The following is a 25,064-nucleotide window of genomic DNA, read 5'->3' as shown; positions in this document are numbered from 1 at the left end:
CAACGTTCTCGATCGCGCTCGAACTGACAGATTTACAACAATTAAAACTTTACCTTTTTATGTCATCTTGTCACAAATCAGCTCTTGGTATTTTATTTGACTAGTCCATATGTAGAATATAAATCTAAATATTAACAGATTCCTACTTTCGTGGGAACATTTAATAAAATTAAATATGACAAAAGGAAGTATTAATGTATCGGTAGAGAATATCTTTCCGTTAATTAAAAAGTTCTTATACAGCGATCACGAGATCTTTTTACGTGAGTTGATAAGTAATGCAACAGATGCAACACTTAAGTTAAAGCATTTAGCAAGTGTTGGCGATTCTAAAAGCGAATACGGAAATCCAGTAATTGAAGTTAAAATTGATAAAGAAGGGAAGAAGCTTCATATTATCGATCAAGGTTTAGGGATGAGTGCTGAAGAGGTTGAAAAATACATCAATCAAGTAGCCTTCTCTGGAGCTGAAGAATTTTTAGACAAGTACAAAGATGCTGCAAAGGATTCTGGGATTATAGGTCATTTCGGACTAGGATTCTACTCTGCCTTTATGGTTGCAGAAAAAGTGGAGATCATTACAAAATCACATACGGATGCACCAGCTGCACACTGGACTTGCGACGGCTCACCTGAATTCACTTTAGAAGCATCTGACAGAACGGAAAGAGGCTCTGAAATTATTCTTCATATCGCTGAAGATTCTACTGAGTTTTTAGAAGAGAATCGCATTAGCGAATTATTATCTAAGTATAATAAGTTTATGCCTATTCCAATTAAATTTGGAACTAAAGAAGTTAATGATCCTGAATTTACACCAGCGACAACTACAGATAAAGAAGGAAAAGAAACAACTGAGCCTCACAAAAAAATTACTGTAGATGATATTATTAATAATCCAAATCCTGCGTGGACAAAACAACCAGCAGATTTAGATGATGCTGCTTATAAAAGTTTTTATAGAGAATTATATCCTGCACAATTTGAAGAGCCTTTATTTCATATTCATTTAAATGTAGATTATCCGTTTAATTTGACAGGGATTTTATATTTCCCTAAAATGACAAACGATATGAATATGCAAAAGGACAAAATCCAATTGTATCAAAACCAAGTGTACGTTACAGATAACGTAGAAGGGATTGTACCAGAATTCTTAACCATGTTAAGAGGTGTGATTGATTCTCCAGATATTCCATTAAACGTATCACGTTCATATTTACAAGCCGATGGTGCTGTAAAGAAAATTTCGTCTTATATCACACGTAAAGTTGCCGATAAATTAAAATCGTTATTTAACGCTAACCGTGAAGATTTCGAGCAGAAATGGGATGATATCAAAATTGTGATTGAATACGGAATGCTTTCTGAAGATAAATTCTTTGAAAAAGCAGATGCTTTTGCATTATATCCAACCGTCGATGGTAAATTCTATACCTACGAGGAACTATTCAATAAAACAAAAGCGAATCAAACCGATAAGGATGGCAAGCTTGTTATTTTGTATGCTTCTAATAAGGATACGCAACACTCGTATATTGAGTCTGCAAAAGCTAAAGGTTATGAAGTATTAATGCTAGATACTCCAATTGTACCGCACTTGATTCAGAAATTAGAATCATCAAAAGAAAATATTTCTTTTGTGCGTGTTGATGGAGATCATATCGATAATTTAATCAAAAAGGACGAGGTTGCAATTTCTAAACTTTCCGAAGAAGAGAAAACGACTTTAGATACCTTATTAAAAGAAACAATTCCTTCAGAGAAATTCGCTGTACAGTTAGAAGCTATGGATAGTGATGCGTCACCCTTTATTATCACACAACCAGAATTTATGCGTCGTATGAAAGAGATGCAACAAACTGGTGGAGGCGGAATGAACATGTTTGGTAATATGCCAGAGATGTACAATCTAATCGTAAATACGAACTCTGAGTTGGTTAGTGAAATTCTAAACACCAAGACTAAGAAAAAGCAAGAACGTCTGATTACTCAAAGTTTAGACTTGGCGCGTTTGTCTCAAGGCTTATTAAAAGGTGAAGAACTCACGAACTTTGTTAAGCGTAGTTATGAGATGATTAAGTAAGATTCTCATTCGAAGTGTCACACTGAGCACGACTAAAATGAATATATCTTTTCATTGAACGTATTGAGCAAAGCTCAAGAAGTGCAAGTTGAAGCGCTACATATTAATACTTATTTCTTCGGAAATATTAGTTTAAAACCACTTTGTTAATTCAAAGTGGTTTATTTGTTTTAGTTAACGGATAACTCAAAATTATTCACGGCTTCTGAGATTTCATAACCTAATCGCATGCCCTCTGAGCAATCTATGCGCATATGCACACCAAGAGGGACTCTAGAAAACGAAGCCTCTTCTACCATGTCACTAATAAAATTAAACTGTCTTGGTGTTCCTCTAAATTCAGTTCTACCATCGTGAGAGCGGTCAGTAAAATTTATATCATTACCAAAAGTGTTGATAAAAACACCTCCTGCTGCCGAAACAAAACAGGAATGCCCAGATGGATAACTTGGAAATGATGGATTTGGCCAGTTGATAAACCTATAGAGATTAGTTTCATAATCGGCATCTATAAATTCCTGTATATATGTATTTGGTCGCATGACCATATAGTTATATTTATCTGCCCAAGTAGATACTGCTGCATCATTAAGTGCAAATCCCAGTTTAAGTAACAGGACTAAAGATGTTTCATGATTTAAATCGTGTTGAATAATTAATTGATTGGCTATTGAAATTTGCCTACCTGGCGGACTCATCATAAGACCTTCAACATCGTCTGACCAATATTCAGCAATCCATAAATCTTCATTATCCTCCAATTTTGCTGTATTATTTCGAGTATAGACCTCAATCATCTGTGCAAAATAGTCGCTATTTGAATCTGCACTGTACGCCATTGGTGCGATACTAGAAGTCTCATCAGTGGAGATTACAAACGTTCGTACTGATTCCCAATAAGGAAACAATGCTCTTTCTGGATCAGCACTATACGTCCAGAACCCTTCGCCAACTGGAGGCTCATAAGATAATGGTTGAGGTTCTAATATTTGTGATTCTGCTTGAACATCAGTCTGACTATAAGCGATAACTTGCTGAGCTACATAGTTTCCCCATTGTCGAGAGTCCTCCAGAAGCTCAGTTGATGTGTTTACTGCCAAAGCAGTCTCTTTCATAGCTTTAAACACGTCTATTTCTCCATCAACCTCACTTGTTGTACTGTACATAAAGTGATTTACAACTTGGGCATAACATGTATTTAATGCAATATTTATATCAATACTATTTGCACGTTGAGTACTGTCAATAGTTAAGGTTTGTAATCGTGACGTATTAGAAGTGAAATCTGTCATATCATCAACTACAGTTTCATAAGCTGCAAGATGAATATATGCCAATGCTCTAGCTGTTGCATTTGGTCTCATTCCAAAAGTATACCGATCTAGTTTTAAAAATAATCCATTCCATTCAACTATAAGTTGCGTTGTGTCGTCAGAGACTATGGATTCATTTAGAACAGTATTAAATTGATCATCATCCGTCTCACAGGATTCAAATACAACTAAAGCAAATACTAATCCTAGTATCCATTTTAAATTTGAAGTTGTCATAGCATTGAATTTACTTTAAACAAAAAGCATCTTTTAATTAAAAAAAATACGTACTGTATCCTACATAAGCTCAACTCTTAAATCGAGTTAAATTACACACTGCATATTGAGACCAAGTTAAATTAATTTTTAAAAAAACATAATAGTTTTCCTGTTTTTCTAATAAAAACAAGAAATACTGGATATTACACAATTGTAAAATGCTAAAAGTATTGATTATACTGCGCGTGTTTTAGAATCTTACAATACACTAAAACATGTTGGCTCATTCAAGGTGATTTTTATAACTTAATTTTGTGGGAACATCAACTAATCTACTTCAATTCATGACAACATATTGAAACGGTTTTTATAAAAATGCACTTAATAAAATCAAAAACAACCCTCCCAAAACAAAAAACAATTAGCTTATATTTGCGATAAGCATACACTATGAGTTTTACACTTTTATCTTCACCTTTACAGGGATTTACCGATTACCGTTTTAGGAACGCACAACATAAATATTTTGGTGGTATAGATACATTTTATGCGCCATACATTCGTTTAAATGGAAAACTAAAAGTAAAATCTTCCTATGAGCGGGATTTATTACCTGAAAACAATACCACTTTAGAAGTCATACCGCAAGTTATTACTAATGATGCAGACGAGTTTTTATTTGTTGCCAAATACGTACAGCAATTTGGCTATAAAGAGCTCAACTGGAATTTAGGTTGTCCCTACCCGATGGTCACCAATCGCGGAATGGGATCTGGCTTAATTTGTGACCCCAATAAAATAGACGACATTTTACATCGCGCACATAATGAAACTGATATTTTGGTCTCTATGAAAATGAGGATGGGTTACGAAAACAGCGAAGAAATATTACATACCTTTCCTATTTTAGATAAATATCCACTTAAAAACGTAGCCATCCATGCACGTATTGGAAAGCAACTATATAAAGGAGGTGTAGATTTGGACGCCTTTCAAAAATGTATAGATGTAGCCAAACATAAACTGTATTACAATGGAGACATTACGTCTTTAGCAGAGTTTAAAAAAATGCATGAGCGTTTCCCAAGTATCGACCATTTCATGATTGGTCGTGGTTTAATTGCTGATCCTTTTTTACCTAGTATGATAAAAAACGATACTACAGAATATCCTAAAAATCGCTGGGAGTTGTTTGAATCTTTTCACAACGAAATATACGAACAATACGATGCTGCATTATCTGGGCCAACACCAATAAAAATGAAAATGTTAGGCTTTTGGGAATATTTTTCTCGTTCTTTTTCGAATCCTCAAAAAACTTACAAAAAAATAAAAAAAGCAACTAATCCAGTTAAGTACAAACAAGCTGTAAAAGAAATTTTAAATACTGAGGAATAAAACCTCCTAATCTTAAACAATACGTCATCATTAGAGTGCGCTTAATGTTAATCCTGTAGCTAACACTTTAAACGCTTCTAGCAAGCTCAAAATTAAAATCACAGTAAAAATCATATTCTAAAATCTATATTTCCTTATTTTTTTAAACCTCTATAATTTTTAAACGTAGGCTTTGTAATTTCTAATTTTAAATTTACCTTATACGCTATAGAAGTTTATTATGAACGAAAAACTCATTTCAAAGAAAAAACCTGCTTATCCCATATCCGATGCGCTATCAACATATCTCACGGCACAAGGTAGAAATATTAAAATCCCGATTTTTTATGACGACTTACTTCGGTTTCAAGGCGCAGTAGAAATTTTTGATGATAACGATAATGACACACTTTGGGTAAGCTGCTTTTTTGCTGAGCATGAAAGCGAAGAAATCAAACTCAGTTTAAAACAGGTGTATTCCATATTACATTCTGACGGTAGCGCTACCATACTACCATATTTAAATATTGATAGTATTGATTTTTGCACCTTCGGAAACACAAAACCTTTTCGAGTTAAAGTTAGAAATATCTTGAATGACAACTATATTTTTTTATATATTAAAAAAGCAGATGCTTCACGTATTTATGGTTTAGAACTAGAGCATATACTCTCTCCAAACCATATTAATTTTTTAGTCTATAAAGACACCTTGATTGAAGAACATATTTCTGGTATTCCAGGAGACACCTATATTAGTGAACACCTCAGAGAGATTTCAGAACAAGATAAACGGGCTTTAGCAAAAGAGTTCGTCAAATTTAACGAACGTTGTTTTGTAAGGCTCTTAGCAGATATGCGCTCTTACAACTATGTTATAGTAATTACTCATGATTTTGACCGTAAACAATATCGTATTCGCGCAGTAGATTTTGACCAACAAAGCTATGAGGGCAATCCAAAAGTATATAAGCCACAATTTTTAAAAGAAAACAATGATTTAGTTAAATTATCTTTAGAGGTTTTAGCAAAAGAATCTATAGCGCAATACGAAAAAGAAGAACGGTCTCTTTTGGCGAAACGAGCGACAAGTGAACACGAACGTTTACATGATTTAATCACCTGTATGAAAGCAGATCAAATCTCTTCAAAAGAAAAAATCAAACAATTAAGAACTGGATTGTTTGACCTTACTGGTGATATTCAATTTAAGCGCTCAAAAAATATGGGCGAAATATTAGATTCTACATTAAACTTTATTATCAGAAATTACAAAAACGAAAATCCATATATCATAAAATAACACCCTATCAAAATGAAAATAAAAAAGGTTCTTGTTGCCAACAGAGGTGAAATAGCTATTCGTGTTTTAAGAGCATGTGCAGAATTAAATTTAACAACTGTAGCCATTTACACCTATGAGGATCGCTATTCTCAGCATAGAAATAAAGCCGATGAATCTTACCAGATAGGAGAAGATAACCAACCATTAAGACCTTATTTAGATATTCATCAAATCATTGATTTAGCAAAATCTAAAAATGTTGATGCCATCCATCCTGGTTATGGATTCCTCTCTGAAAATTCAGAATTTGCTCGACAGTGTGCTGCTAACGGTATTATTTTCATTGGTCCTAGACCTGAAGTGATGGATGCTTTGGGAGACAAAATCACAGCAAAAGAAGTAGCTGTTAAATGTAATGTTCCCGTTATTGAAAGTAACAAAAAGAAATTAACTTCACTAAAAGTTGCGCTTTCTGAGGCTGTTTCCATTGGTTATCCTTTAATGCTAAAAGCAGCTTCTGGAGGAGGAGGACGCGGAATGCGAATTATAAGACAGGGTAAAGATTTAGAACTCCATTTTGATTCGGCTAGAAACGAAGCTCTTAATGCTTTTGGCGATGACACTATGTTTTTAGAGAAATATGTTGAAAACCCAAAACACATAGAGGTTCAAATTGTTGCAGATAATCATGGTACTATTAGACATTTACATGAACGGGATTGTTCTGTTCAACGTCGCCATCAAAAAGTAGTAGAAATTGCACCTTCTTTTAATATCAAAGACAAGGTAAAACAAAATTTATATACATACGCAGTTAATATCGCGACAGAAGTCAATTATAATAATATTGGTACCGTAGAGTTTTTAGTTGACACAGAAGATAATATTTATTTTATTGAGGTTAACCCACGAATTCAAGTGGAACATACCGTAACAGAAATGGTGACGGGAATTGATCTTGTTAAAACTCAAATTTTTGTCGCAGGAAATTACAGACTCGATAGTAAACAAATTAAAATATACGACCAAGACTCTATTGCAACTTATGGTTTTGCTCTGCAGTGCCGTTTGACCACAGAGGATCCAGCAAATAACTTTACACCAGACTATGGAAATATCACAACCTATAGAAGTGCGTCAGGAATGGGTATTCGTTTAGATGCCGGAAGTATTTATCAAGGTTACCAAGTGAGTCCGTTTTTTGATTCCATGCTCGTTAAAGTCTCTTCGCATGGTAGAACTTTAGATGGTGCTATTCGTAAAATGGTGAGAGCCTTAAAAGAATTTAGAATTAGAGGTGTTAAAACGAATATCCATTTTTTACAAAATGTGATTCAGCATGACACCTTTAAAGAAGGAAAGGTGACGGTAAACTTCATTCAAAACACGCCAGCTCTATTCGATATCAAACTCCCACAAGACCGAACGTCTAAAGTGGTGAATTTTTTGGCTGAAGCTATCGTGAACGGCAACTCAGACGTCAAACATATTGACAGCAACAAAGTGTTTAGAACTGCTAAGGTTCCAAAATTTAGCATATCTGAAGCGTATCCTAAAGGCACAAAAGATAGACTCACACAAATGGGTCCGGAGAAGTTTTGTGCTTGGTTAAAAGATGAGAAAAAAATTCACTACACAGACACAACAATGCGAGATGCGCATCAATCATTACTGGCCACACGAATGCGAACTTTTGATATGCTAAAAGTCGCCGAAAGTTTTGCTAAAAACCATCCCAATACTTTTAGTATGGAAGTTTGGGGAGGCGCTACTTTTGATGTGTGCCTAAGATTTTTACATGAAAGCCCATGGACCCGATTAAGAGAATTACGTAAAGCAGTCCCTAATATATTATTCCAAATGTTATTGCGTGGCTCTAATGGTGTTGGATACAAGGCATATCCAGATAATCTCATCGAAAAATTTGTGGAAAAATCGTGGGAAAATGGTGTGGATATCTTTAGAATTTTTGACTCCTTAAACTGGGTAAAAGCCATGGAACCAAGCATTAGCTATGTTAGAAATAAAACTGGCGGTATTGCGGAAGCTGCTTTAAGTTATACTGGAGATATTCTAGATGTCAATGAAACAAAATACACTCTAAAATATTACACACAACTAGCAAAAGATTTAGAAAATGCTGGTGCACATATGATTGCCATCAAGGATATGGCAGGATTATTAAAACCATATGCTGCAACAGAGTTAATTTTAGCTTTACAAGATACTGTCAAATTACCTATTCATTTGCATACTCACGATACCTCATCACTTCAAACAACGACCTATTTAAAAGCTATAGAAGCAGGTGTTGATGTTATAGATGTCGCTTTAGGCGGTTTGTCTGGTTTAACGTCCCAACCCAATTTCAATTCGGTTGTAGAAATGATGAAAAATCAACCTCGCGCTCATGAATTTGATATGAAAACCTTAAATGAGTTTTCAAATTACTGGGAAGACACGAGGGAATTATACTATCCTTTTGAATCTGGATTAAAAGCAGGAACAGCAGAGATTTACCAACATGAAATCCCTGGCGGACAATATTCTAATCTACGTCCTCAAGCCATAGCATTAGGATTAGGAGATCGTTTTGCAGAGGTTAAAACCATGTATGCAGAAGTTAATGTACTCTTTGGCAACTTAATAAAAGTAACACCGAGTTCTAAAGTTGTTGGGGACATGGCCATTTTCATGGTCACGAATAATTTAACGACACAAGATGTTTTAGAACGCGGTAAGGACATTTCTTTTCCAGAATCTGTTATTAGTTTCTTTTTAGGAGACTTAGGTCAACCTTATGGCGGATTTCCGAAGAAAATTCAAAAAATAATTCTAAAAAACAAGAAACCATACACTAATAGACCGAATGCGCATTTAAAGCCTATAGATTTTGATGTTGAATTTAAAGCGTTCCAAAAAAAGTTCCAAAAAGGATTCACGCGTGATATTGAAATGGAAGATTTTTTATCCTATACCTTATATCCAAAAGTTTTTGAACAAGCCCATGAAAACTATAAAAAGTATGGGAATCTAACATTGATTCCAAGTAAAAATTTCTTTTATGGTATGAAGCTTAGAGAAGAAATTTTAATAGAATTAGAACCAGGAAAAACAGTCATAATTAAATTGCTATCAGTTGGAATTCCAAATGATGAAGGCGTAAGAACTGTGTTTTTTAAAGTTAATGGTGAAAATAGGTTTGTTGATATATTAGATAAGTCATTAAATATTAAACTCGAAGAAAACACTAAAATAGACACCTCAAACCCTGATCAAATTGGCGCACCTTTACAAGGATCGCTTTACAAAGTCTTAGTAAAAAAAGGACAGGCCATTAAAGAAAATGACCCTCTATTTATAATTGAAGCTATGAAAATGGAAACAACCGTTACCGCTTCTAAAACAGGAAAAGTAAAATCTATAACTTTAAAGGAAGGTAAAATGGTTAAACAGGATGATTTGGTGCTCACTATAGAACGTTTGTGATAATAATTTTTGTTACTCCATAATAGAGATAAATATAACGTACCTTAAAGGCAGATATATAAAAAAAATTCAATACAACAAACCGATCAAATTCTAATGCGTTCCGATAATTCTAAAATTAGCGAGATTTTTAAGGGCCTTTCATTTTCCGAAGCGGAAATAGAGGTTATTGAATCGGTTATGTTTAAAATGGATTTAAAAAAAGGAACTAAAATCATTAAAGCGGGCGACACCGTTAAAGACATGTACTTTGTTTTAGAGGGTTGTTTGCGAGCTTGCCATATTGATCTTCAAGGAAAAGAGCACACCGTTCAATTTGGAATCAAGGACTGGTGGATTACTGATTTTACTGCTTTTTTCACAGAATCTAAAACGATAATGGATCTTGAAGTACTGCGTGATGCTACGATATATAGGCTTTCTAAAGACGATAGAGAATACATGTTTAGCCAAATTCCTGCTACAGAAACGTTCATAAGAAAAAAACTAGAAAATGCGTATGCCGCTTTTCAAAAACGAATTTTGAGAAACCTATCACAATCTGCCTCACAACGGTATGTCAATTTTGTTAAAGACTTTCCAAATATTGAGAAAAATATAAAAAACTATCATATCGCTTCATATTTAGGAATTACTACAGAAAGTTTAAGTAGAATACGAAAAGAAATAACCAGGCACTAGATTAATTACCATACATCAATTTTAACCACAAAAAATCAACATACCTTTGGGTCAAAATAGAATAATCATAAATCCCTATGGTTAATTAATAGCTAATTAAGCGCAAGTAGATCTACTTGCGCTTTTTTTATGCTACGCGGTTTACTTACAACTTCAAGAACGTAAGCTTATATTTTTTAAATGTAATTTTTCACATTCAAACACTAGTATAAATTTCTGTTTTAATTCTGAAATGACCACCTCAAACCTCTTGAAAGAGCTGCAAAATATCAAGTGCTAGTCTGTACAATTAGATTTTAAATTAGAATAGATTTAAAGGCATCACTTAAACGCTTTATTCAATTCTTTTTTCTTCGGAAATGTGCAAACAAAAAAATGGCCTCAACCTATTTCTATTAAAAAAGAGCTAACTTACATTTGTAAACGATCCGATGAAAAGGAATGCATAATTAAAAACCAAATGAAAAAAAAAAAAAAAATTAGCTATCGGAATAGCATTAGGAATGGGAATTGGAACTGTAGTTGGAGTTGCAACCGGTAATTTAGGTTTATGGATTGGTGTTGGACTAGCTATAGGTATTGGAGTCGGGAATTCGTTATCACAAAAGAGCAACAAAAAAGATGATAATAAATCTTGACATCATAAAAAGCTAAAGTAGAGAACAAAGAACTGTGGCAAAAAAGAAGTCCCTATTACCAATTGAAATCGTTGCTATTCTAAAACAATCTCTGTCTCATGGAGACTAAAAAACCAAAGATGAAAAACATTAAAAAATGACTTTTACAGACTTTATTATTGGCGCATTAGTAGTCAATGCCATGCCTCATCTTATTTTCGGACTTACAAAAACTCATTTTCTTGGCATGTTTGGATATCGCCCAAAAGGCAATATCACGTATGCTCTTCTTCAATTTGTGCTATGCATTATATTGTTTTGTTATAATTATGGCTTTGAAGCTATACTAGAAAACGGCTTTTTGGTTGGCGCACTTACAGTACTTCTACTCTACTTTATTTTTGGTAAAAATTTAGTGCGTTTTTATGGGAAACAAGACAAAACGACTCCTGATCATCTTTAAAAGCATCACACCTACCTTACAAATTATACGTAGAACGAAGTATTGACTTCATTTAAAAAAACAGCTCTCTTCATTTCACTGCGATTATCACAAATTAAATCAAGTGATACTCTCACCCTTTGCTATTCTTAATGACCAACAAGCAACCAAAGCTTTTAATTGGTTACAAGTTCTAAACTATTACGACATTGGAGTAAGGCCAAATCAATAACACGCTCACTACTGTTCGTGTTAATTATAGATAATTCTGTACACGCAATAATAACGGTATTATTTTCTGAATATTTAGCAATCATGGTATTGTACGTCCTAATATCTTGATTGGTTTCAGTATTGAAATAGACCTTTTTTCTTAAATCGTCTAGAAATACAATCTCATCCTTTCTTAATTTTTCTATTGACAAACCTGCACAATAGGACGCTATATTAGAATTGTCATTTGTATACTTCGTTCCAAAAAAAACTAAGTTATTAATTATTTTATTAGCTAATTCAGTAACTAATAATTTGTAAGGATGTATTATATGCAATTCAAATTGCATGGAGTCAAATATCTCATGAATAGTAATATTTGGCACTAATAAATTGACCTCTGAAGAATTATAAGCCTTTAACTCTCGACAAAGTATTGGTGAAATAACAGCTGTATTACTAGGCAAATAAGGATTAATAGCATTAAAATCTAACTGTTTTAAAATAAACGGAAATGTAGCATACTGCCCTTCTTGATTAAAATACAACTCGTGCAATTTTTCTTGGTAAAACAAGGTGCTCCTGGCTCCCAAACCTAAAATAACTAACTGTTTCATTATTAAACGCGCTCTAGTATATAACTGTTAAAATAATTATTAGAATCACTTATTTTAGACGTCTGGACTAAATTGGTATGCTGTAAAAACGATTGTAAAATAGCGTCGTTATACTTTCTAGATGTTTCTGTTTGAATCTTTTCATCTTTTAAAAACGTAAAACAGGTATGATCCCCATTAAAACAGACTTTTTGCTCTTTCTTACTCACCAAAAAACTTCTTGCAATACCCGTTTTTTCATCATATTCTGGCGCATGACCAAAATTTGATATATCAAAATCCGCATGAAGCTCTCTATTGATCCTGTGCAATAAGTTTAAATTAAATGCTTTGGTAACTCCTTGGCTATCATTATACGCTGGCAATACAATCTCCTTAGGTTTCATAAGATCTAAACCTAAAATAATTTTATCTCCTACTCGTAAGGCGTTGCTTAGTTTAACTAAAAAATCTTGAGCAGCTTCATCATCTAAGTTCCCTAGATTAGAGCCTAAAAACATAATCACTTTTTGAGCTTTATTCGTTTTTATATCTTCTAATACACCAAAATATTCGCCTTGCTTAATCTCTATTTCTAGATCTGAAAACTCAGTTTTCAATGACGCTCCTAAGGCATTTAAAGCATGTTGCGAGATATCTATTGGTACGTACCTAAACTTATAGTTTTCTGCCAACAGCACTTTTAAAAAAGCTTTTGTTTTTTTACCATCTCCAGCTCCTAACTCTATTATATCTATGGTATCTACTGTGTTCAGTTTTAATTTCTCAATGATATCTTCAGATTTTGTATCAAAAATCTCATATTCAGCACGTGTAAGGTAGTACTCTGGTAAGCTCATGATTTTAACGAAGAGTTTATCTCCTATTTCATCATAAAAATATTTTGAAGACAATGTTTTAAGTGATTTACTTAAACCCTCAAAAACATCTGTTTTAAATTTTGTATTCATATTATTTTGCTAGTCGTATGCCTGAAAACTGCCAACGCGTTTCCGGTGAAAAAAAGTTTCTATAAGTTGGTCTGCTATGATTTGGTGATGTGGAAACACTACTTCCTTTTAAGACCATAAGGTTAATCATAAATTTGCCATTGTATTCACCAACAGCTCCTTCGTCTTGTTTATAATTTGGGTACGGTAAATACGCAGAGTTGGTCCACTCCCAAGTTTTCCCCCAATGAAATTGCGCGTTGGCAACTTCCCATTCAAATTCTGTAGCTAATCGCTTATTTTTAAAATTAGCATAAGCGTGTGCTTCGTAGAAAGATATGTGCATTACTGGAGCATCCAAATTTAGAAGTACTCTTCCTGCCAATGTGTAAACATACCAGGTGTGATCCTCTTGTTCCCAATACAATGGGTACTTAATATTATTTGAATTCACAAAGCACCAACCGTCATCTAACCAATATTTAGAAGTCGTATATCCCTTTGCCTCAATAAATGCGATGTATTCGCGATTGGTTACTAATCTATTTGCAATTGCATAATTTTCTAAAAACACGCGATGATGACCGAGTTCGTTATCATAACAAAATTCATTTTTATGAGAACCAATAGTGTAAACCCCCTCGCCTACATCAATAAATTCTAAAGCTTCTGTTTCCTGCAAAGTATTTGCATAAGCTATCTCATATAACTTGGGATGAATAGGATTTCTAGACAGCGTATATTTTATATCTGTGATTAACAATTCTTGATGTTGCTGCTCATGATTAACACCCAAAACAACTAAGTCACTCACTGCCTTATCTAATTGAGAAGCGCTTAAAAGCTTTTCAATATGCTTGTCCACATATGCTCTATACTCATAAACACCGTCTACGCTTGGCCTTGTTATTAAACCACGCTCATGACTGGCAATACGCTTACCCATAGTGTTATAATAACTATTAAACAGAAAACTAAACTCACTATCAAACACCTCATAATCTTTAACAAATGGTTTTAAAATCATTTGTTCAAAAAACCAGGTGGTGTGAGCCAGATGCCATTTTGGTGGACTTGCAAAATCAGCAGATTGTGGCGTGTAATCTTCAATTTTTAAAGGTTTACACAGCGAGTTGGTAAGGTTTCTGGTGACCTTAAAAGCTTCAATAATATTCATTTATAATCGTGTAATTTATCATTAGACGTGTTCTGCCAAGGAAACTTACCCTCTATTTCTACTTGTATTGATAAACTCAAAAACGTTCTAATTAATACAATTACACCCAATATAGACACAGATTCTAGTGTTGGTAAAATAACAACTGTAGTAACAATATCTACAGCAATAAGGATGTCTAATCCTAGCAAAATAGATTTCCGTAACCTACCATAACCGCTTTTTGCTTTTTTTAAAACGTCTCTAATAGATACACCAAGTGCATAAAGCAGACCAATTAAAATAATGAGTATACCAATAGTTTCAATAATTTTGGCTGTAATTTCTATATAGTGATGCATCAGTTTTAAGTATTCCTTTTAATTATCTATATTCTGGGTTTTCGAAAGCCCAATGTGTGCCATCATCCCATTGTTCTCTGGAGTTTCCATAATTATCATAACCGTTATTCGCTTTCAACATCTTAGCCAAATGCAATAAGTTATAGGTCATAAAGGTGGTGTTTCTATTGGTGAAATCAGAATCAAAACCAATTGGAGTCTCTAGCTTTTCACCTTTAAATTCAGTATCACCATAACTTGGTCCAGGACCAACTTTACCTATCCAACCAGAATCTGCTTGTGGTGGTATGGAGTATCCCACATGTTGCATGGCATAGAGAATTCCCATGGCACAGTGTTTTACGCCATCTTCATTACCAGTAATCATACAACCTCCTACTTTTCCATAAAATAGGTATTGCCCTTTGTCATTTGTTTTAGAACTCATCGCATACAAACGTTCAATTAGTTTTTGAGCTTCCGAAGATTTCTCACCTAACCAAATAGGTGTTCCAATGATTAATACATCTGCAGCCATTACTTTATCAAAAATTTCTGGCCAAACATCTGTATCAAAACCGTGCTCTGTCATATCTGGATAGACTCCTACTGCAACATCTTCATCTATTAATCTAATAGTCTCGAAACCCACATTTTCCTTTTTCAAAATATTTTGAGAGACCTTCATTAAGGATTCTGTATGACTTTTTTGAGGTGATTTTTTTAAAGTGCAATTGATATATAACACGGATACCTTAGAAAAATTCATATTTATATATTTAGATTAAAAAAGCTCACGTCACTATTAAAAAAAAACAGATAACCACTTTTTTTAAAGATAACTCAAAATTATGTAAAAATGGCTTTAAATTGGTGCTCAGACACTATTAATATTGCTGTAAAACAGTACAGATTATTGAACAACCCTCTAAATTATATATTATTTTTATAACCGTTTCAGGATGAAAGGTTTTAACCAAAGCTACGAAAATCAACCATGGACCTGATAATAGTATTAAAGCAGAATTAGTATTTTAACAAAACTAAAACAGATTTGAATTTAATGATGCATTAATACCGAAAGCACAACACCCAGAAGCACATTTTGAAATGACAATAAAAATCCTCATATTAACGTAGATAACTGAATCTTCATGTATGTCATTCTAAACCATCAAAAAACAATTATGAATCGTTTATTCCTACTCCTCTTTATCATTTCTTTTACAAGCTGCAAAAACGAAAATAAAATCACTGATATAGAACAACGCTGGCAGCAACACGCTAAAAATACAGAAATCATAAGAGACGATTTTGGTGTACCTCACATCTACGGAAAAACAGATGCTGACGTCGTCTTTGGATTGCTGTATGCGCAATGCGAAGATGATTTTAATCGCGTAGAGCGAAATTACATTTGGGCAATAGGCAGACTTGCTGAAGTTGAAGGAGAAGAATTATTATATAGTGATTTAAGGTCAAGATTATATATGACCAAAGAGGAAGCTATTAAAAATTACAAGGAGAGTCCAGAATGGTTGCGAGTGTTATGTGTTGCTTTTGCTGATGGTATTAATTACTACCTGCAAACACATCCTGAAGTAAAGCCAAAATTGATTACCCATTTTGAGCCTTGGATGCCAATGTACTTTAGTGAAGGCTCAATAGGTGGTGATATTGAAAGAGTTTCAACTAAGAAATTGAAAGAATTCTATGGCGAACCAGAAAACAAAGTTGCCGTAAATGATGGCTTAATAAGACTAAAAGACGACGAACCAAGAGGTTCTAACGGTTTTGCCATTTCTGGAGACAAAACAAAGTCTGGTGATGCTATGTTGCTTATTAATCCGCATACATCGTTCTTTTTTCGAGGTGAAGTTCATGTTGTAAGTGAAGAGGGATTGAATGCGTATGGCGCAGTAACTTGGGGACAATTTTTTGTCTATCAAGGTTTTAATGAGAAAACGGGCTGGATGCATACCTCAACTGGAACAGATATTATTGATGAATTTGAAGAAACCATTGTAAAAGAGGGTTCAAAAACAGCGTATACATATGGAGACGAATTGAGACCAATAGACTCTATAGAAGTCACTTTAAATTACAAAGTTGCCGATGGTCTAAAAGACAAAACGTTTATGATGTATCGCACACACCATGGACCAATCACACATGCTAACAATGACAAATGGGTTGCTACAGCATTAATGTGGAGTCCTATAAAAGCCTTAGAGCAGTCTTTTACGCGAACAAAAAAATCGACTCATGCAGCGTTTTATGAGATGATGAATATCAGAACCAATTCATCAAACAATACGGTGTATGCAGATGCTGATGGTACAATTGCATATTATCACGGAAACTTCATTCCTAAACGAAACGAGAAATTTGACTATACAAAACCCGTTGATGGCAGTAATCCTGAAACTGACTGGGACGGACTTCATCCTTTAGAAGACAATATTATGGTCTTAAACCCACCAAATGGTTGGATTCAAAATTGTAACTCTACACCGTTTACAAGTGCTGCGGAATATAGTCCGAAACGTGAAGATTATCCAAATTACATGTCTTCATTCTCAGAGAATTTTAGAGGCATACATGCCATTCCATTATTGACAAAGGCCGAAGATTTAACACTAGATTCATTAATTGAATTGGCTTACGATACGTATTTACCAGGAGCAGAAGTATTAATTACTGGTTTGTTAGATGCTGCCCAAAAAGCACCTACAAAAACGCAAGATGCTCAAGAAGCAATCGCCTTATTAAAGAATTGGGATTTTAGAGTATCTGAAAGTTCTGTTGGAATGACCTTGACACAATTTTATGTAAACGCTTATTTCAAGTCAAATAAAATTCGTGGTAAAGGAATGACTTTATTAGAAGTATTTGATTATATGAGTAAAACAGCTTCTTCAGAAGAACGTTTGGAAGTATTTCAAACGGCTTTAAATAAGTTAAAAGAAGATTTTGGTTCATGGCAAACACCCTGGGGAGAATTTAATAGATACCAAAGAAATAATGGTGAAATCTTTCAAGAATTTGATGATGCAAAACCGAGCTTACCAGTTGGTATGGCGTCAAGTTTATGGGGCGCTTTAGCATCTTTTGGAACTCAATTTGGCGAAGACACTAAACGACAATATGGAACATCAGGAAATAGTTTTGTAGCTGTTGTGGAGTTTGGAGATAAAGTAAGAGCTAAATCCATGCTTGCTGGCGGACAAAGTAGTGACCCTAACTCTCCACATTTTGATGACCAATCACAACGTTATGCTGATGGAGACTTTAAAGACGTTGCCTATTATAGAGAAGATGTTGAAAAAAGAGCGAAATCGAACTATCATCCAGGTGATAAACAATAATAACCTATAAAAAACGAAATAAAATTTCGAATATGTCGCAGAGTAACAGGTATTATTAATTGCATGGTTTTGTGTTTACTCATAGAGTCCTCACCCGTTTTATATACGATTCGTATGTGCTAAATCAGGTATTTATCTACTTAACTAACCAAACACAAAACGTCAGCATTAATCACATAAAAAAACCAACACTACTTTTTTAGATTAGTGTTGGTTTTATTTTTATGAAACGACTCGCTTGCGCGACTTTTGTTCTAGTTCTTAAAAAACGCTGTTAGAGGCGCTTTTTTTTTAATATTCTGTAAAACTTATTAATGCATATTCTGCCATCCAAATGACCCAGGATTTGGTTGAATATGGACTCTAAATAATAAATCGTCTGCACCAGGAAAACAACATCCGCCGCCATCTGGATAACTGCTGTTGGTAGCAAACCTACGATCGAGCACTCCAGGACCGATTAAGTCAATATTCCACGAGCCGCCAGCAGTAACCTGAATTGGATTTGGTAACACAAAAGTGAACCATGTAAAACTGCCATAAGAAGGTACTGTAAAAGATCCTTGACCCTGAAAATCAATTTCAGGAAAAGGGTTAGACAAATCGTCTTTAAGTAAAAGTTCAACAGCGATAATTTGACCATCAATTGGAGACGTACCAAATTGACTAATAAAAAAGTCGTTCACATCTGTTCCTAAATATATTTCATTCAATATTGCAGCGTTATTTGTTAACATCGAATAAACTTGTAGCTTATGTGCATCGGTATTAAATTGAACCATTCCTTCAACAGGAGTCACCATTGCATTGACTTCATTTTGTGTCATTGAAGGAAAAATCAATGGAAGTGCTGTTGTAATTTCCATTGAAGATTCAACATTAGGCGTTGCTGTACCAATACCAATTTGGCCAGTATTGACAATACTATTTAAATTGGCATTATTACCAACAATTAATAGTTGTTCTAGGTTTTGCAATTCGTTTGTTGCATCTGCATCTGCATCGTCTACCTCATCATTTATGACATTCTCAGCTGTTTTTGCATGCAAAGCATAAGGAACACTTAATAACTGGCTGGTGCCTGCTATGGTATAACTAATTCCTCCAGTTGGATCTGTTTCTGTTTTTACAAAATAAGTATCTGAAGACCAATCTATAGTTGTGAAATCTCCACTTACAACTGATCCTGTGCCTATTTCTAAAGTTACGAGTCCGTTTACATTGGTACTTGGTGTTTGTGTCTCTACATAGACCGCTGTACCTGATGATGTCGTTTGTAAAATACTAATTTGCATGCCTATGACTTGACCGCTTACTAAATTATCGCCACTGTCTCTTACAACAGCTTGGTAACTCATTTTTTCTGGTGCTTGCGCAAAAGTGGTAAGCGTTAATAACAAGGCCACACTTAGAGAATATAGATTTTTACTCATGACATTTCTATTTATTACAGAATTAGTGAATATTGCATATTTCATAATTTCTATTTTTTAATGATTTTAAAGCTTTTTAAGGCTTGGTTGTTTTGGTTTACTTTTAAGACATACACACCTGTCACTAATTTTTGCATTGCAATAGCAGTGTTTTCTTGTTGAACAATTCCTTTACTTACTATTCGACCTTGTAAATCGTACATCGCATAACTCAAATCTGTGAGATTAGAATTCTTTAGGGCCAAAACTATATAGTCTGTTGTTGGGTTAGGATAAGTCACAGCTGTTAAAGTCAATACCGTTAATTCCGGATTGCTTAAAGTAAATAATTCGATACTTTGCTGTACACCTTGGGTTATAGAGCCATTGCTTCCTGTATTGGTACTATAGGCCAATTGCCCAACCGAGTAACTGGATGTTCCTCCACTTCCTGTGGCTTCGCCACCAGATGCAGGTATGGTTTGTTGCGAATAAATTAATTGTGTAGCACATAACAAACAGGCTACAAGTGTCGTTTTAATCATGAGTTCATTTTTTTATAGATTCGTCAGAAATCAACTCAAGTGAAAGAGAAAAAGAAAGTCTAGCCTAGATTAAGACTTCAAATGTAAACATATTAACCAATAAATGATACTATTCATCGAATATAATGTTAAATTTTATGATTGAAGTCTGTGTGAGTGGCGAATTAAGCATATTGTTTTTTTGGATATTATACGTTATTAAAAGATATCTATAAAATCAGGAGAATTTAGAGAAACTACTGTTAAGAATGCATTCCAATTAGCGCTAGTTCTAGACTTTTTAGAAACCCTATACTGGAGTTTTAAATTTGGAATTCACCTACTAAATCACATGTTTATACACTTAACTGGCCAAACACAAAATGTTATACCCAACTTGAATTTTAAAAGTTACACATTGAGTGTTCTTATAAATCTTTTAATTTTTTAAGCATTTCTATGGCACTTGTATTACCAGGATCTAATTCAAGCGATTTCTTATAATTAAAAACAGACAACTCTTTTTGTCCTAAAAGCATATAAGCTTCTCCCAGACTGTCATATGGATTCTGAGAATCAGGATATGCAGCAACATTTAATTTAAATATCTCTGCGGCTTCCTTAACAAAATTAATCCTTATCAAGTCGTACCCAATACTATTTAGCACGTCCTCATTAACATACATATCCTCAAAATCATTCTTTTTTAATTCTTTGTATTTAGTTATTGTTTCCGACACTTTTGGAATACTATCTGCTTTATAATTATGATAAAGAACCGTCCTAAGTTCTTTTTCTAAAGACCATTTTTTAATACCTAAAACCTCGATATCAAAAGTTAATGTTTCTTTTGGAGGAATTTCAGACTCTATTCCTTTTTCGCCATATGCTAAATGGTAAGGAAATATAAAGATCCCTCTGTCACCAACTTTCATAAGAGAAAGAGACTCATTTGTGCCTTGTATTAAATTATTTGAAGGGTGTTCAAATACAAAAGGTTCATTTCTATCCCTTGACGAGTCGAGTTTGTCTCCATTTGACAACCAAACTGTATAATGTTGAATCACAACTGTACCTGAATCAATCGCTTTCCCTTCTCCTTTATGTATCAAAAAGTATTTAAGTCCAGACTTTGTGGTGATCGTATCATTAACTTGAGATAAAACCATGTGCGTGGAAAACAGCATTATTAAAATATAAGAAAGCTTCATATGTGAAAAAATTAAATTCTCTCAAATATATCACTTATAATATAAATGAATTTAAGGCATAAAACTTCATATAACCCTAATTGCTGGCTCTTTGTGCACTCATAAAACCCTAAGGATTTCCCTCTGGTTCAATTTGTTTTACTAATTTAGTTGCTCTAATTATACACAAAATATAGTGCTTTATTTCGATCAATACTAAGACTCCCGTTTTCTCGGGACACATATATGATAAAATTATTTAAACACATTGAAAAAGACCTTATGGAGAAAAACAAAACTAGCAAGTATTTAAAGTATGCTGCAGGCGAAATTGTGCTTGTGGTAATTGGGATTCTTATTGCATTAAATGTTAGCAGCTGGAATACAACCAGATTAGAGGAAAATAGTATTTCAAATTATTACAATCGTTTAATTGTAGAGCTAGACCAAGAAACTGAAAATGCAAAATTTTAAAAAAAACTTTTAGACTCGCTAATTAATCAAAGTAAAAGAGCGCTTCAGATAATTGATTCTAAAAGTATAGATTCTTTAAATACACTTAAAAGTCTATTAGGTGCCGCGGCAACAACTTGGGATGTAGATTATCAATTCCCAATTACAAAAGAATTTATTAACCAGAATTATTTATCTAAAATAGAAAATGATACATTAAAAATGAGTTTTGAAAGACTTGTTTGGCTTTTTGATGTTTCTGAAAGAATACGTGATTATAATAATACACAATATGTAAATACCATAGAACCATTTTTTATTAAAAACATTAATTATAGTGAGGTTGCTTTGCCTAGATATAGAGATGGATTAGTCCAAGGTGGTCCTCAAACAAATTATGAGACTTTGTTTACAAATCTTGAGTTATGGAATGTTATTACATTTAAGCTTGAAGCCTTAAACAATGAATCTAATTCGCTAAGTAAATCAATCAAGGATTTTGGCTTGACTAAAGAGCTTTTAATAAGAGAGTTAGAACCTTAAAACAACTTTATTCTGATTTATATAAATAACGAAATACCTATACCGTATAAAATTGATGGCTCGTTTTAGCCTACTTATAAAACCCTATCAATACGCTTCTACTTCAATAGCGTCTCCTCCCATAATTCACACTACTAGAAACCACAACACCACCTCTTAAATTTAACATAACTTCATTAAAATTTAGGTAGAACTGCGTAAGGACTTCTTAATAAGAAACAATTAATTTCATCTAACTGTGAATATCTATAAGTGAAACAGTAGCCATCCGATCACATTGTAGCACATTTATCTAAAGCGTCATCTTCTCTGAAAAATCTCTTGAAGATAGGCATTAGACCATTCGATTTATGTATTACTTTTACACGACTAGTAATCAGTATTATGGCAACCATATAAATTACTATATATTCACATTATTAAAAACCAACCTATTATGAAAGTACAATTCTTCTATTTGCCTTTTATTTTATTACTATTAATTTCCTGTAAACAAGAATCTCCCAAAGTATCCTCTTTGGTCGATTATCAAGGAGACGAAACCTATTCTGTCATTTCTGGAGGTACCACTGTTGGGTATCTTAAAGCCCATACTCTAGGAGATACAATCCACATTGATTACGATTACAAAAACAATGGACGCGGTCCTACCATGAAGGAAACCATTGTTTTAAACACAGACGGTTTTCCTTTGCAATGGAATATTACGGGCAATACTACCTTTGGAAATACAGTAGAGGAACAGTATGCACTAAGCGGAACCGCTGCTTCATGGACAGACGCTACTGGTAGTGATAGTACTACGGCTGAAAACGCATTGTGGTATGTCAATCAATCTGGAAGTCCTTATTCAACGATTCTTACGGCACGTAGCCTATTAAAATCACCTGACTATACAGCAGATGTGCTCCCAGCAGGCAAACTCACGCTTAAGAAGATGGAAAAAACAAGCATTACTGTTGATTCAACGACTGTTGATCTTACGACCTATGCCTTAGCTGGAGCAGATATAAATCCTTCTTATTTTATTGCAGATAGTAACCAACGCTTGTTTGCTGTGATTAGCCCATCGTTTGTTATAGTCCGTGAAGGGTTTGAAACAAAAGAAAAAGAACTTCGAGCCTATGCCGAAAAATATTCTGCAGAACGGTTTGAATCACTACAAAAGACCTATGCCCATAACTACGGAAAAAAGGTGCGTATTGCGAACGTAAAAATATTTGATCCCAATACGTTGTCACTCTCAGTACTTTCATCGGTATTAGTGGATGGCGACCGTATTGTGCGCATTGATACTCCTGACGCCAGAGGTGAGAATGAAGTGGTCATCGATGGAGCAGGTGGGACTTTGGTAGCTGGAATGTATGAAATGCATGCCCATACTGGAGATGAAGATGCCTTATTGAATATATTGGCTGGAGTTACGTCCTTCCGAGATATGGGGAACGATAATGCGGTATTGGAGGATTTAATTAAAAAAATCGATTCAGGAGTTTTAGCAGGACCAAGAGTGCATCGATTGGGCTTTATTGAAGGAGTAAGTGACTACAGTGCAAATAATGGAATTTTGGTTTCTAGTGAAGCAGAAGCACTAGCAGCATTAGAAACTTATCACGACAAGGGCTTTTATGGTATAAAACTATACAATTCTATGAATGGAGATTGGGCACCAGCCATCGTTAAAAAGGCGCATGAATATGGCATGTTTGTCTGTGGCCATGTACCAGCATTCTCGAATGCTAACGCCATGTTACGTGCCGGTTTTGATGAAATGACCCACATTAATCAAACCATGTTAGGATGGGTGTTAGAACCCGAAGAAGATACACGTAGCTTGCTTCGTCTTACAGCATTAAAAAGATTTCCCGCATTAGACCTTAATAGTCCCGAAGTGCAAGAAACTATGGACTTGTTTGTTCAGAACAAAACCGCTATGGACCCAACTTTAGCGATCCACGAAGTGCTTATGAAAGCTAGAAATGGTGACGTTTGGGAAGGTACCAAAGAGTTTATAGATCATATGCCTCCAAACGCACAACGTGGCTTTAAGATAGCACTGGCAGATGTCGCTTCCCCAGAAGACGACCAAGCTTATCGTGAGGGCTACGACAAAATTGTGGAAACCTTAAAAATGATGAAAGATAAAGGCATCGTTCTTATACCTGGAACAGATCTAGGAGGTGCTTTCTTTTACCATCGTGAATTGGAGCTTTACCAGCAATTAGGCTATACATCTGCTGAGCTATTGAAACTAGCTACCTATGATATGGCGCAATACTTAGGAGATGAGGATCTCGGAAGCATTGCACCTGGTAAACTGGCCGATTTCTTTTTAATCCCTGGAAATCCCGTGGAGGATATCAAAGCCATCAAAACAATTTCAATGGTCTCTCGTGGTGGTACTTTTTACTATCCAAGTGAGGTATATCCGTCTTTTGGTATCCAAGCCTTCACTCCAATGCTAAAAGTGAAAGAATAAAATAGGACAGAACCAAGAAATTATTAAGACGATTAACAATGGCAATACAAGTTCATTTACTAAATTAGTTGCTTAACCACGCAACTCCTATGTTTGTAAAAGAAGTTAATTCATATATAAATTTAGCAATAATAAAGTGAAAAAAGTGAGAGTACACACGCAACTAAATAACTCTAGAAGTATATTGTTGGTTAGAAATCACCTCACTTTTTTTATATCTTTTAGAGTTTGAACAGAATGTAAGGAATAATTAGTCAAAGTTATATCCAGAATATCCAACTAGGAGAAAAAACGAGGAAAGATAGTCACTTTATATGCTATTAAAAATCA

At 34.3% G+C, this 25,064-nt stretch carries 19 protein-coding genes and 1 pseudogene; 11 read left to right on the top strand and 9 right to left on the bottom strand.

The genetic code is table 11. From position 1 onward, the window contains the following. Positions 1–175 precede the first annotated feature (175 nt). Entirely contained in the window at positions 176–2,086 is a 1,911-nt protein-coding gene (gene htpG / locus H593_RS0112560; RefSeq protein WP_028872771.1) for a molecular chaperone HtpG, read from the top strand. A gap of 170 nt (positions 2,087–2,256) precedes the next feature. On the opposite strand, the gene H593_RS0112555 is transcribed toward htpG, so the two are convergent. Then, positions 2,257–3,636: a vanadium-dependent haloperoxidase gene (locus tag H593_RS0112555; RefSeq protein ID WP_028872770.1), complete on the bottom strand. Its 1,380-nt coding sequence runs from the start codon at positions 3,634–3,636 to the stop codon at positions 2,257–2,259. A 432-nt stretch (positions 3,637–4,068) separates the two neighbouring features. Here H593_RS0112555 and H593_RS0112550 point away from each other — a divergent pair, with 432 nt between their 5' ends. The 6 genes and pseudogenes from H593_RS0112550 to H593_RS0112525 all read left to right on the top strand — a co-directional run bounded on the left by H593_RS0112550 (position 4,069) and on the right by H593_RS0112525 (position 11,530). Continuing rightward, positions 4,069–5,016, top strand: a complete 948-nt coding sequence (locus H593_RS0112550) for a tRNA dihydrouridine synthase (protein WP_028872769.1) — start codon at positions 4,069–4,071, stop codon at positions 5,014–5,016. 220 nt (positions 5,017–5,236) lie between these two features. Further along, on the top strand, positions 5,237–6,298 hold the full coding sequence (locus H593_RS0112545) for a hypothetical protein (protein WP_028872768.1): 1,062 nt from the start codon (positions 5,237–5,239) through the stop codon (positions 6,296–6,298). A 12-nt stretch (positions 6,299–6,310) separates the two neighbouring features. Beyond that, on the top strand, positions 6,311–9,769 hold the full coding sequence (locus tag H593_RS0112540) for a pyruvate carboxylase (protein ID WP_028872767.1): 3,459 nt from the start codon (positions 6,311–6,313) through the stop codon (positions 9,767–9,769). Between the two features lie 96 nt (positions 9,770–9,865). Next, complete coding sequence (locus H593_RS0112535) at positions 9,866–10,450, top strand: Crp/Fnr family transcriptional regulator (protein WP_028872766.1); 585 nt, start codon at positions 9,866–9,868, stop codon at positions 10,448–10,450. Positions 10,451–10,929: 479 nt separating this feature from the next. Next, positions 10,930–11,088, top strand: a pseudogene (locus H593_RS21425) (glycine zipper domain-containing protein); the annotation flags it as partial. Positions 11,089–11,224: 136 nt separating this feature from the next. Then, positions 11,225–11,530 carry a hypothetical protein gene (locus H593_RS0112525; RefSeq protein ID WP_028872765.1) on the top strand — a complete coding sequence of 102 codons (306 nt, stop codon included), beginning with the start codon at positions 11,225–11,227 and terminating at the stop codon, positions 11,528–11,530. A gap of 155 nt (positions 11,531–11,685) precedes the next feature. Here H593_RS0112525 and H593_RS0112520 read toward each other — a convergent pair whose 3' ends face one another. From H593_RS0112520 to H593_RS0112500, 5 genes are read right to left on the bottom strand one after another with little or no spacing between them, the layout of a single operon-like run. Further along, positions 11,686–12,339: an aspartate/glutamate racemase family protein gene (locus H593_RS0112520; RefSeq protein WP_028872764.1), complete on the bottom strand. Its 654-nt coding sequence runs from the start codon at positions 12,337–12,339 to the stop codon at positions 11,686–11,688. A gap of 2 nt (positions 12,340–12,341) precedes the next feature. After that, a complete protein-coding gene (locus H593_RS0112515; protein WP_028872763.1) occupies positions 12,342–13,289 on the bottom strand; it encodes an L-histidine N(alpha)-methyltransferase in 948 nt (315 codons plus the stop codon). Position 13,290: 1 nt separating this feature from the next. Then, entirely contained in the window at positions 13,291–14,445 is a 1,155-nt protein-coding gene (gene egtB, locus H593_RS0112510) for an ergothioneine biosynthesis protein EgtB (RefSeq protein ID WP_028872762.1), read from the bottom strand. After that, a complete protein-coding gene (locus H593_RS0112505) occupies positions 14,442–14,786 on the bottom strand; it encodes a DUF1622 domain-containing protein (RefSeq protein ID WP_028872761.1) in 345 nt (114 codons plus the stop codon). The genes egtB and H593_RS0112505 overlap by 4 nt, the downstream gene beginning before the upstream one ends. Positions 14,787–14,808: 22 nt before the next feature. After that, positions 14,809–15,534 (bottom strand): flavodoxin family protein, encoded by a 726-nt coding sequence (locus H593_RS0112500; RefSeq protein ID WP_028872760.1) that lies wholly within the window; start codon positions 15,532–15,534, stop codon positions 14,809–14,811. A 418-nt stretch (positions 15,535–15,952) separates the two neighbouring features. Between H593_RS0112500 and H593_RS0112495 the strand changes: the two genes are divergently transcribed. Next, positions 15,953–18,133: an acylase gene (locus H593_RS0112495; protein WP_028872759.1), complete on the top strand. Its 2,181-nt coding sequence runs from the start codon at positions 15,953–15,955 to the stop codon at positions 18,131–18,133. Between the two features lie 311 nt (positions 18,134–18,444). On the opposite strand, the gene H593_RS20140 is transcribed toward H593_RS0112495, so the two are convergent. From H593_RS20140 to H593_RS20135, 3 genes are all read right to left on the bottom strand, one after another. Then, complete coding sequence (locus H593_RS20140) at positions 18,445–19,611, bottom strand: hypothetical protein (protein WP_051229728.1); 1,167 nt, start codon at positions 19,609–19,611, stop codon at positions 18,445–18,447. A 5-nt stretch (positions 19,612–19,616) separates the two neighbouring features. Further along, the gene (locus H593_RS0112485) at positions 19,617–20,090 is read right to left on the bottom strand and encodes a T9SS type A sorting domain-containing protein (protein WP_028872758.1); all 474 of its coding nucleotides are present in this window, start codon (positions 20,088–20,090) and stop codon (positions 19,617–19,619) included. 407 nt (positions 20,091–20,497) lie between these two features. Next, complete coding sequence (locus tag H593_RS20135; RefSeq protein ID WP_084142325.1) at positions 20,498–21,280, bottom strand: FKBP-type peptidyl-prolyl cis-trans isomerase; 783 nt, start codon at positions 21,278–21,280, stop codon at positions 20,498–20,500. A 261-nt stretch (positions 21,281–21,541) separates the two neighbouring features. Here H593_RS20135 and H593_RS19195 point away from each other — a divergent pair, with 261 nt between their 5' ends. The 3 genes from H593_RS19195 (at position 21,542) to H593_RS0112460 (ending at position 24,734) form a co-directional block, all read left to right on the top strand. Beyond that, positions 21,542–21,733 (top strand): DUF6090 family protein, encoded by a 192-nt coding sequence (locus H593_RS19195; RefSeq protein ID WP_147231940.1) that lies wholly within the window; start codon positions 21,542–21,544, stop codon positions 21,731–21,733. 201 nt (positions 21,734–21,934) lie between these two features. Beyond that, positions 21,935–22,255: a hypothetical protein gene (locus tag H593_RS20130; RefSeq protein WP_028872756.1), complete on the top strand. Its 321-nt coding sequence runs from the start codon at positions 21,935–21,937 to the stop codon at positions 22,253–22,255. 436 nt (positions 22,256–22,691) lie between these two features. After that, complete coding sequence (locus H593_RS0112460) at positions 22,692–24,734, top strand: amidohydrolase family protein (protein ID WP_028872755.1); 2,043 nt, start codon at positions 22,692–22,694, stop codon at positions 24,732–24,734. The last annotated feature ends 330 nt before the right edge of the window (positions 24,735–25,064 follow it).

Origin of the sequence: Psychroserpens burtonensis DSM 12212, from assembly GCF_000425305.1 — a bacterium.
GTDB classification, from domain to species: domain Bacteria; phylum Bacteroidota; class Bacteroidia; order Flavobacteriales; family Flavobacteriaceae; genus Psychroserpens; species Psychroserpens burtonensis.
Note: the sequence above shows the minus strand (reverse complement) of the source record. Positions and strands in the feature narration are given on the sequence as shown.

What these genes read in the sequence shown, in the direction of transcription:
- H593_RS0112525 (WP_028872765.1), top strand. Translation starts at nt 11,225, where the DNA reads ATGACTTTTACAGACTTTATTATTGGCGCATTAGTAGTCAATGCCATG.
- H593_RS20130 (WP_028872756.1), top strand. Translation starts at nt 21,935, where the DNA reads ATGAGTTTTGAAAGACTTGTTTGGCTTTTTGATGTTTCTGAAAGAATA.
- H593_RS0112505 (WP_028872761.1), bottom strand. Translation starts at nt 14,786, where the DNA reads ATGCATCACTATATAGAAATTACAGCCAAAATTATTGAAACTATTGGT.
- H593_RS20140 (WP_051229728.1), bottom strand. Translation starts at nt 19,611, where the DNA reads ATGAAATATGCAATATTCACTAATTCTGTAATAAATAGAAATGTCATG.
- egtB (WP_028872762.1), bottom strand. Translation starts at nt 14,445, where the DNA reads ATGAATATTATTGAAGCTTTTAAGGTCACCAGAAACCTTACCAACTCG.
- H593_RS0112515 (WP_028872763.1), bottom strand. Translation starts at nt 13,289, where the DNA reads ATGAATACAAAATTTAAAACAGATGTTTTTGAGGGTTTAAGTAAATCA.
- H593_RS0112460 (WP_028872755.1), top strand. Translation starts at nt 22,692, where the DNA reads ATGAAAGTACAATTCTTCTATTTGCCTTTTATTTTATTACTATTAATT.
- H593_RS0112545 (WP_028872768.1), top strand. Translation starts at nt 5,237, where the DNA reads ATGAACGAAAAACTCATTTCAAAGAAAAAACCTGCTTATCCCATATCC.
- H593_RS19195 (WP_147231940.1), top strand. Translation starts at nt 21,542, where the DNA reads ATGGAGAAAAACAAAACTAGCAAGTATTTAAAGTATGCTGCAGGCGAA.
- H593_RS0112520 (WP_028872764.1), bottom strand. Translation starts at nt 12,339, where the DNA reads ATGAAACAGTTAGTTATTTTAGGTTTGGGAGCCAGGAGCACCTTGTTT.
- H593_RS0112555 (WP_028872770.1), bottom strand. Translation starts at nt 3,636, where the DNA reads ATGACAACTTCAAATTTAAAATGGATACTAGGATTAGTATTTGCTTTA.
- H593_RS0112485 (WP_028872758.1), bottom strand. Translation starts at nt 20,090, where the DNA reads ATGATTAAAACGACACTTGTAGCCTGTTTGTTATGTGCTACACAATTA.
- H593_RS20135 (WP_084142325.1), bottom strand. Translation starts at nt 21,280, where the DNA reads ATGAAGCTTTCTTATATTTTAATAATGCTGTTTTCCACGCACATGGTT.
- htpG (WP_028872771.1), top strand. Translation starts at nt 176, where the DNA reads ATGACAAAAGGAAGTATTAATGTATCGGTAGAGAATATCTTTCCGTTA.
- H593_RS0112550 (WP_028872769.1), top strand. Translation starts at nt 4,069, where the DNA reads ATGAGTTTTACACTTTTATCTTCACCTTTACAGGGATTTACCGATTAC.
- H593_RS0112540 (WP_028872767.1), top strand. Translation starts at nt 6,311, where the DNA reads ATGAAAATAAAAAAGGTTCTTGTTGCCAACAGAGGTGAAATAGCTATT.
- H593_RS0112535 (WP_028872766.1), top strand. Translation starts at nt 9,866, where the DNA reads ATGCGTTCCGATAATTCTAAAATTAGCGAGATTTTTAAGGGCCTTTCA.
- H593_RS0112500 (WP_028872760.1), bottom strand. Translation starts at nt 15,534, where the DNA reads ATGAATTTTTCTAAGGTATCCGTGTTATATATCAATTGCACTTTAAAA.
- H593_RS0112495 (WP_028872759.1), top strand. Translation starts at nt 15,953, where the DNA reads ATGAATCGTTTATTCCTACTCCTCTTTATCATTTCTTTTACAAGCTGC.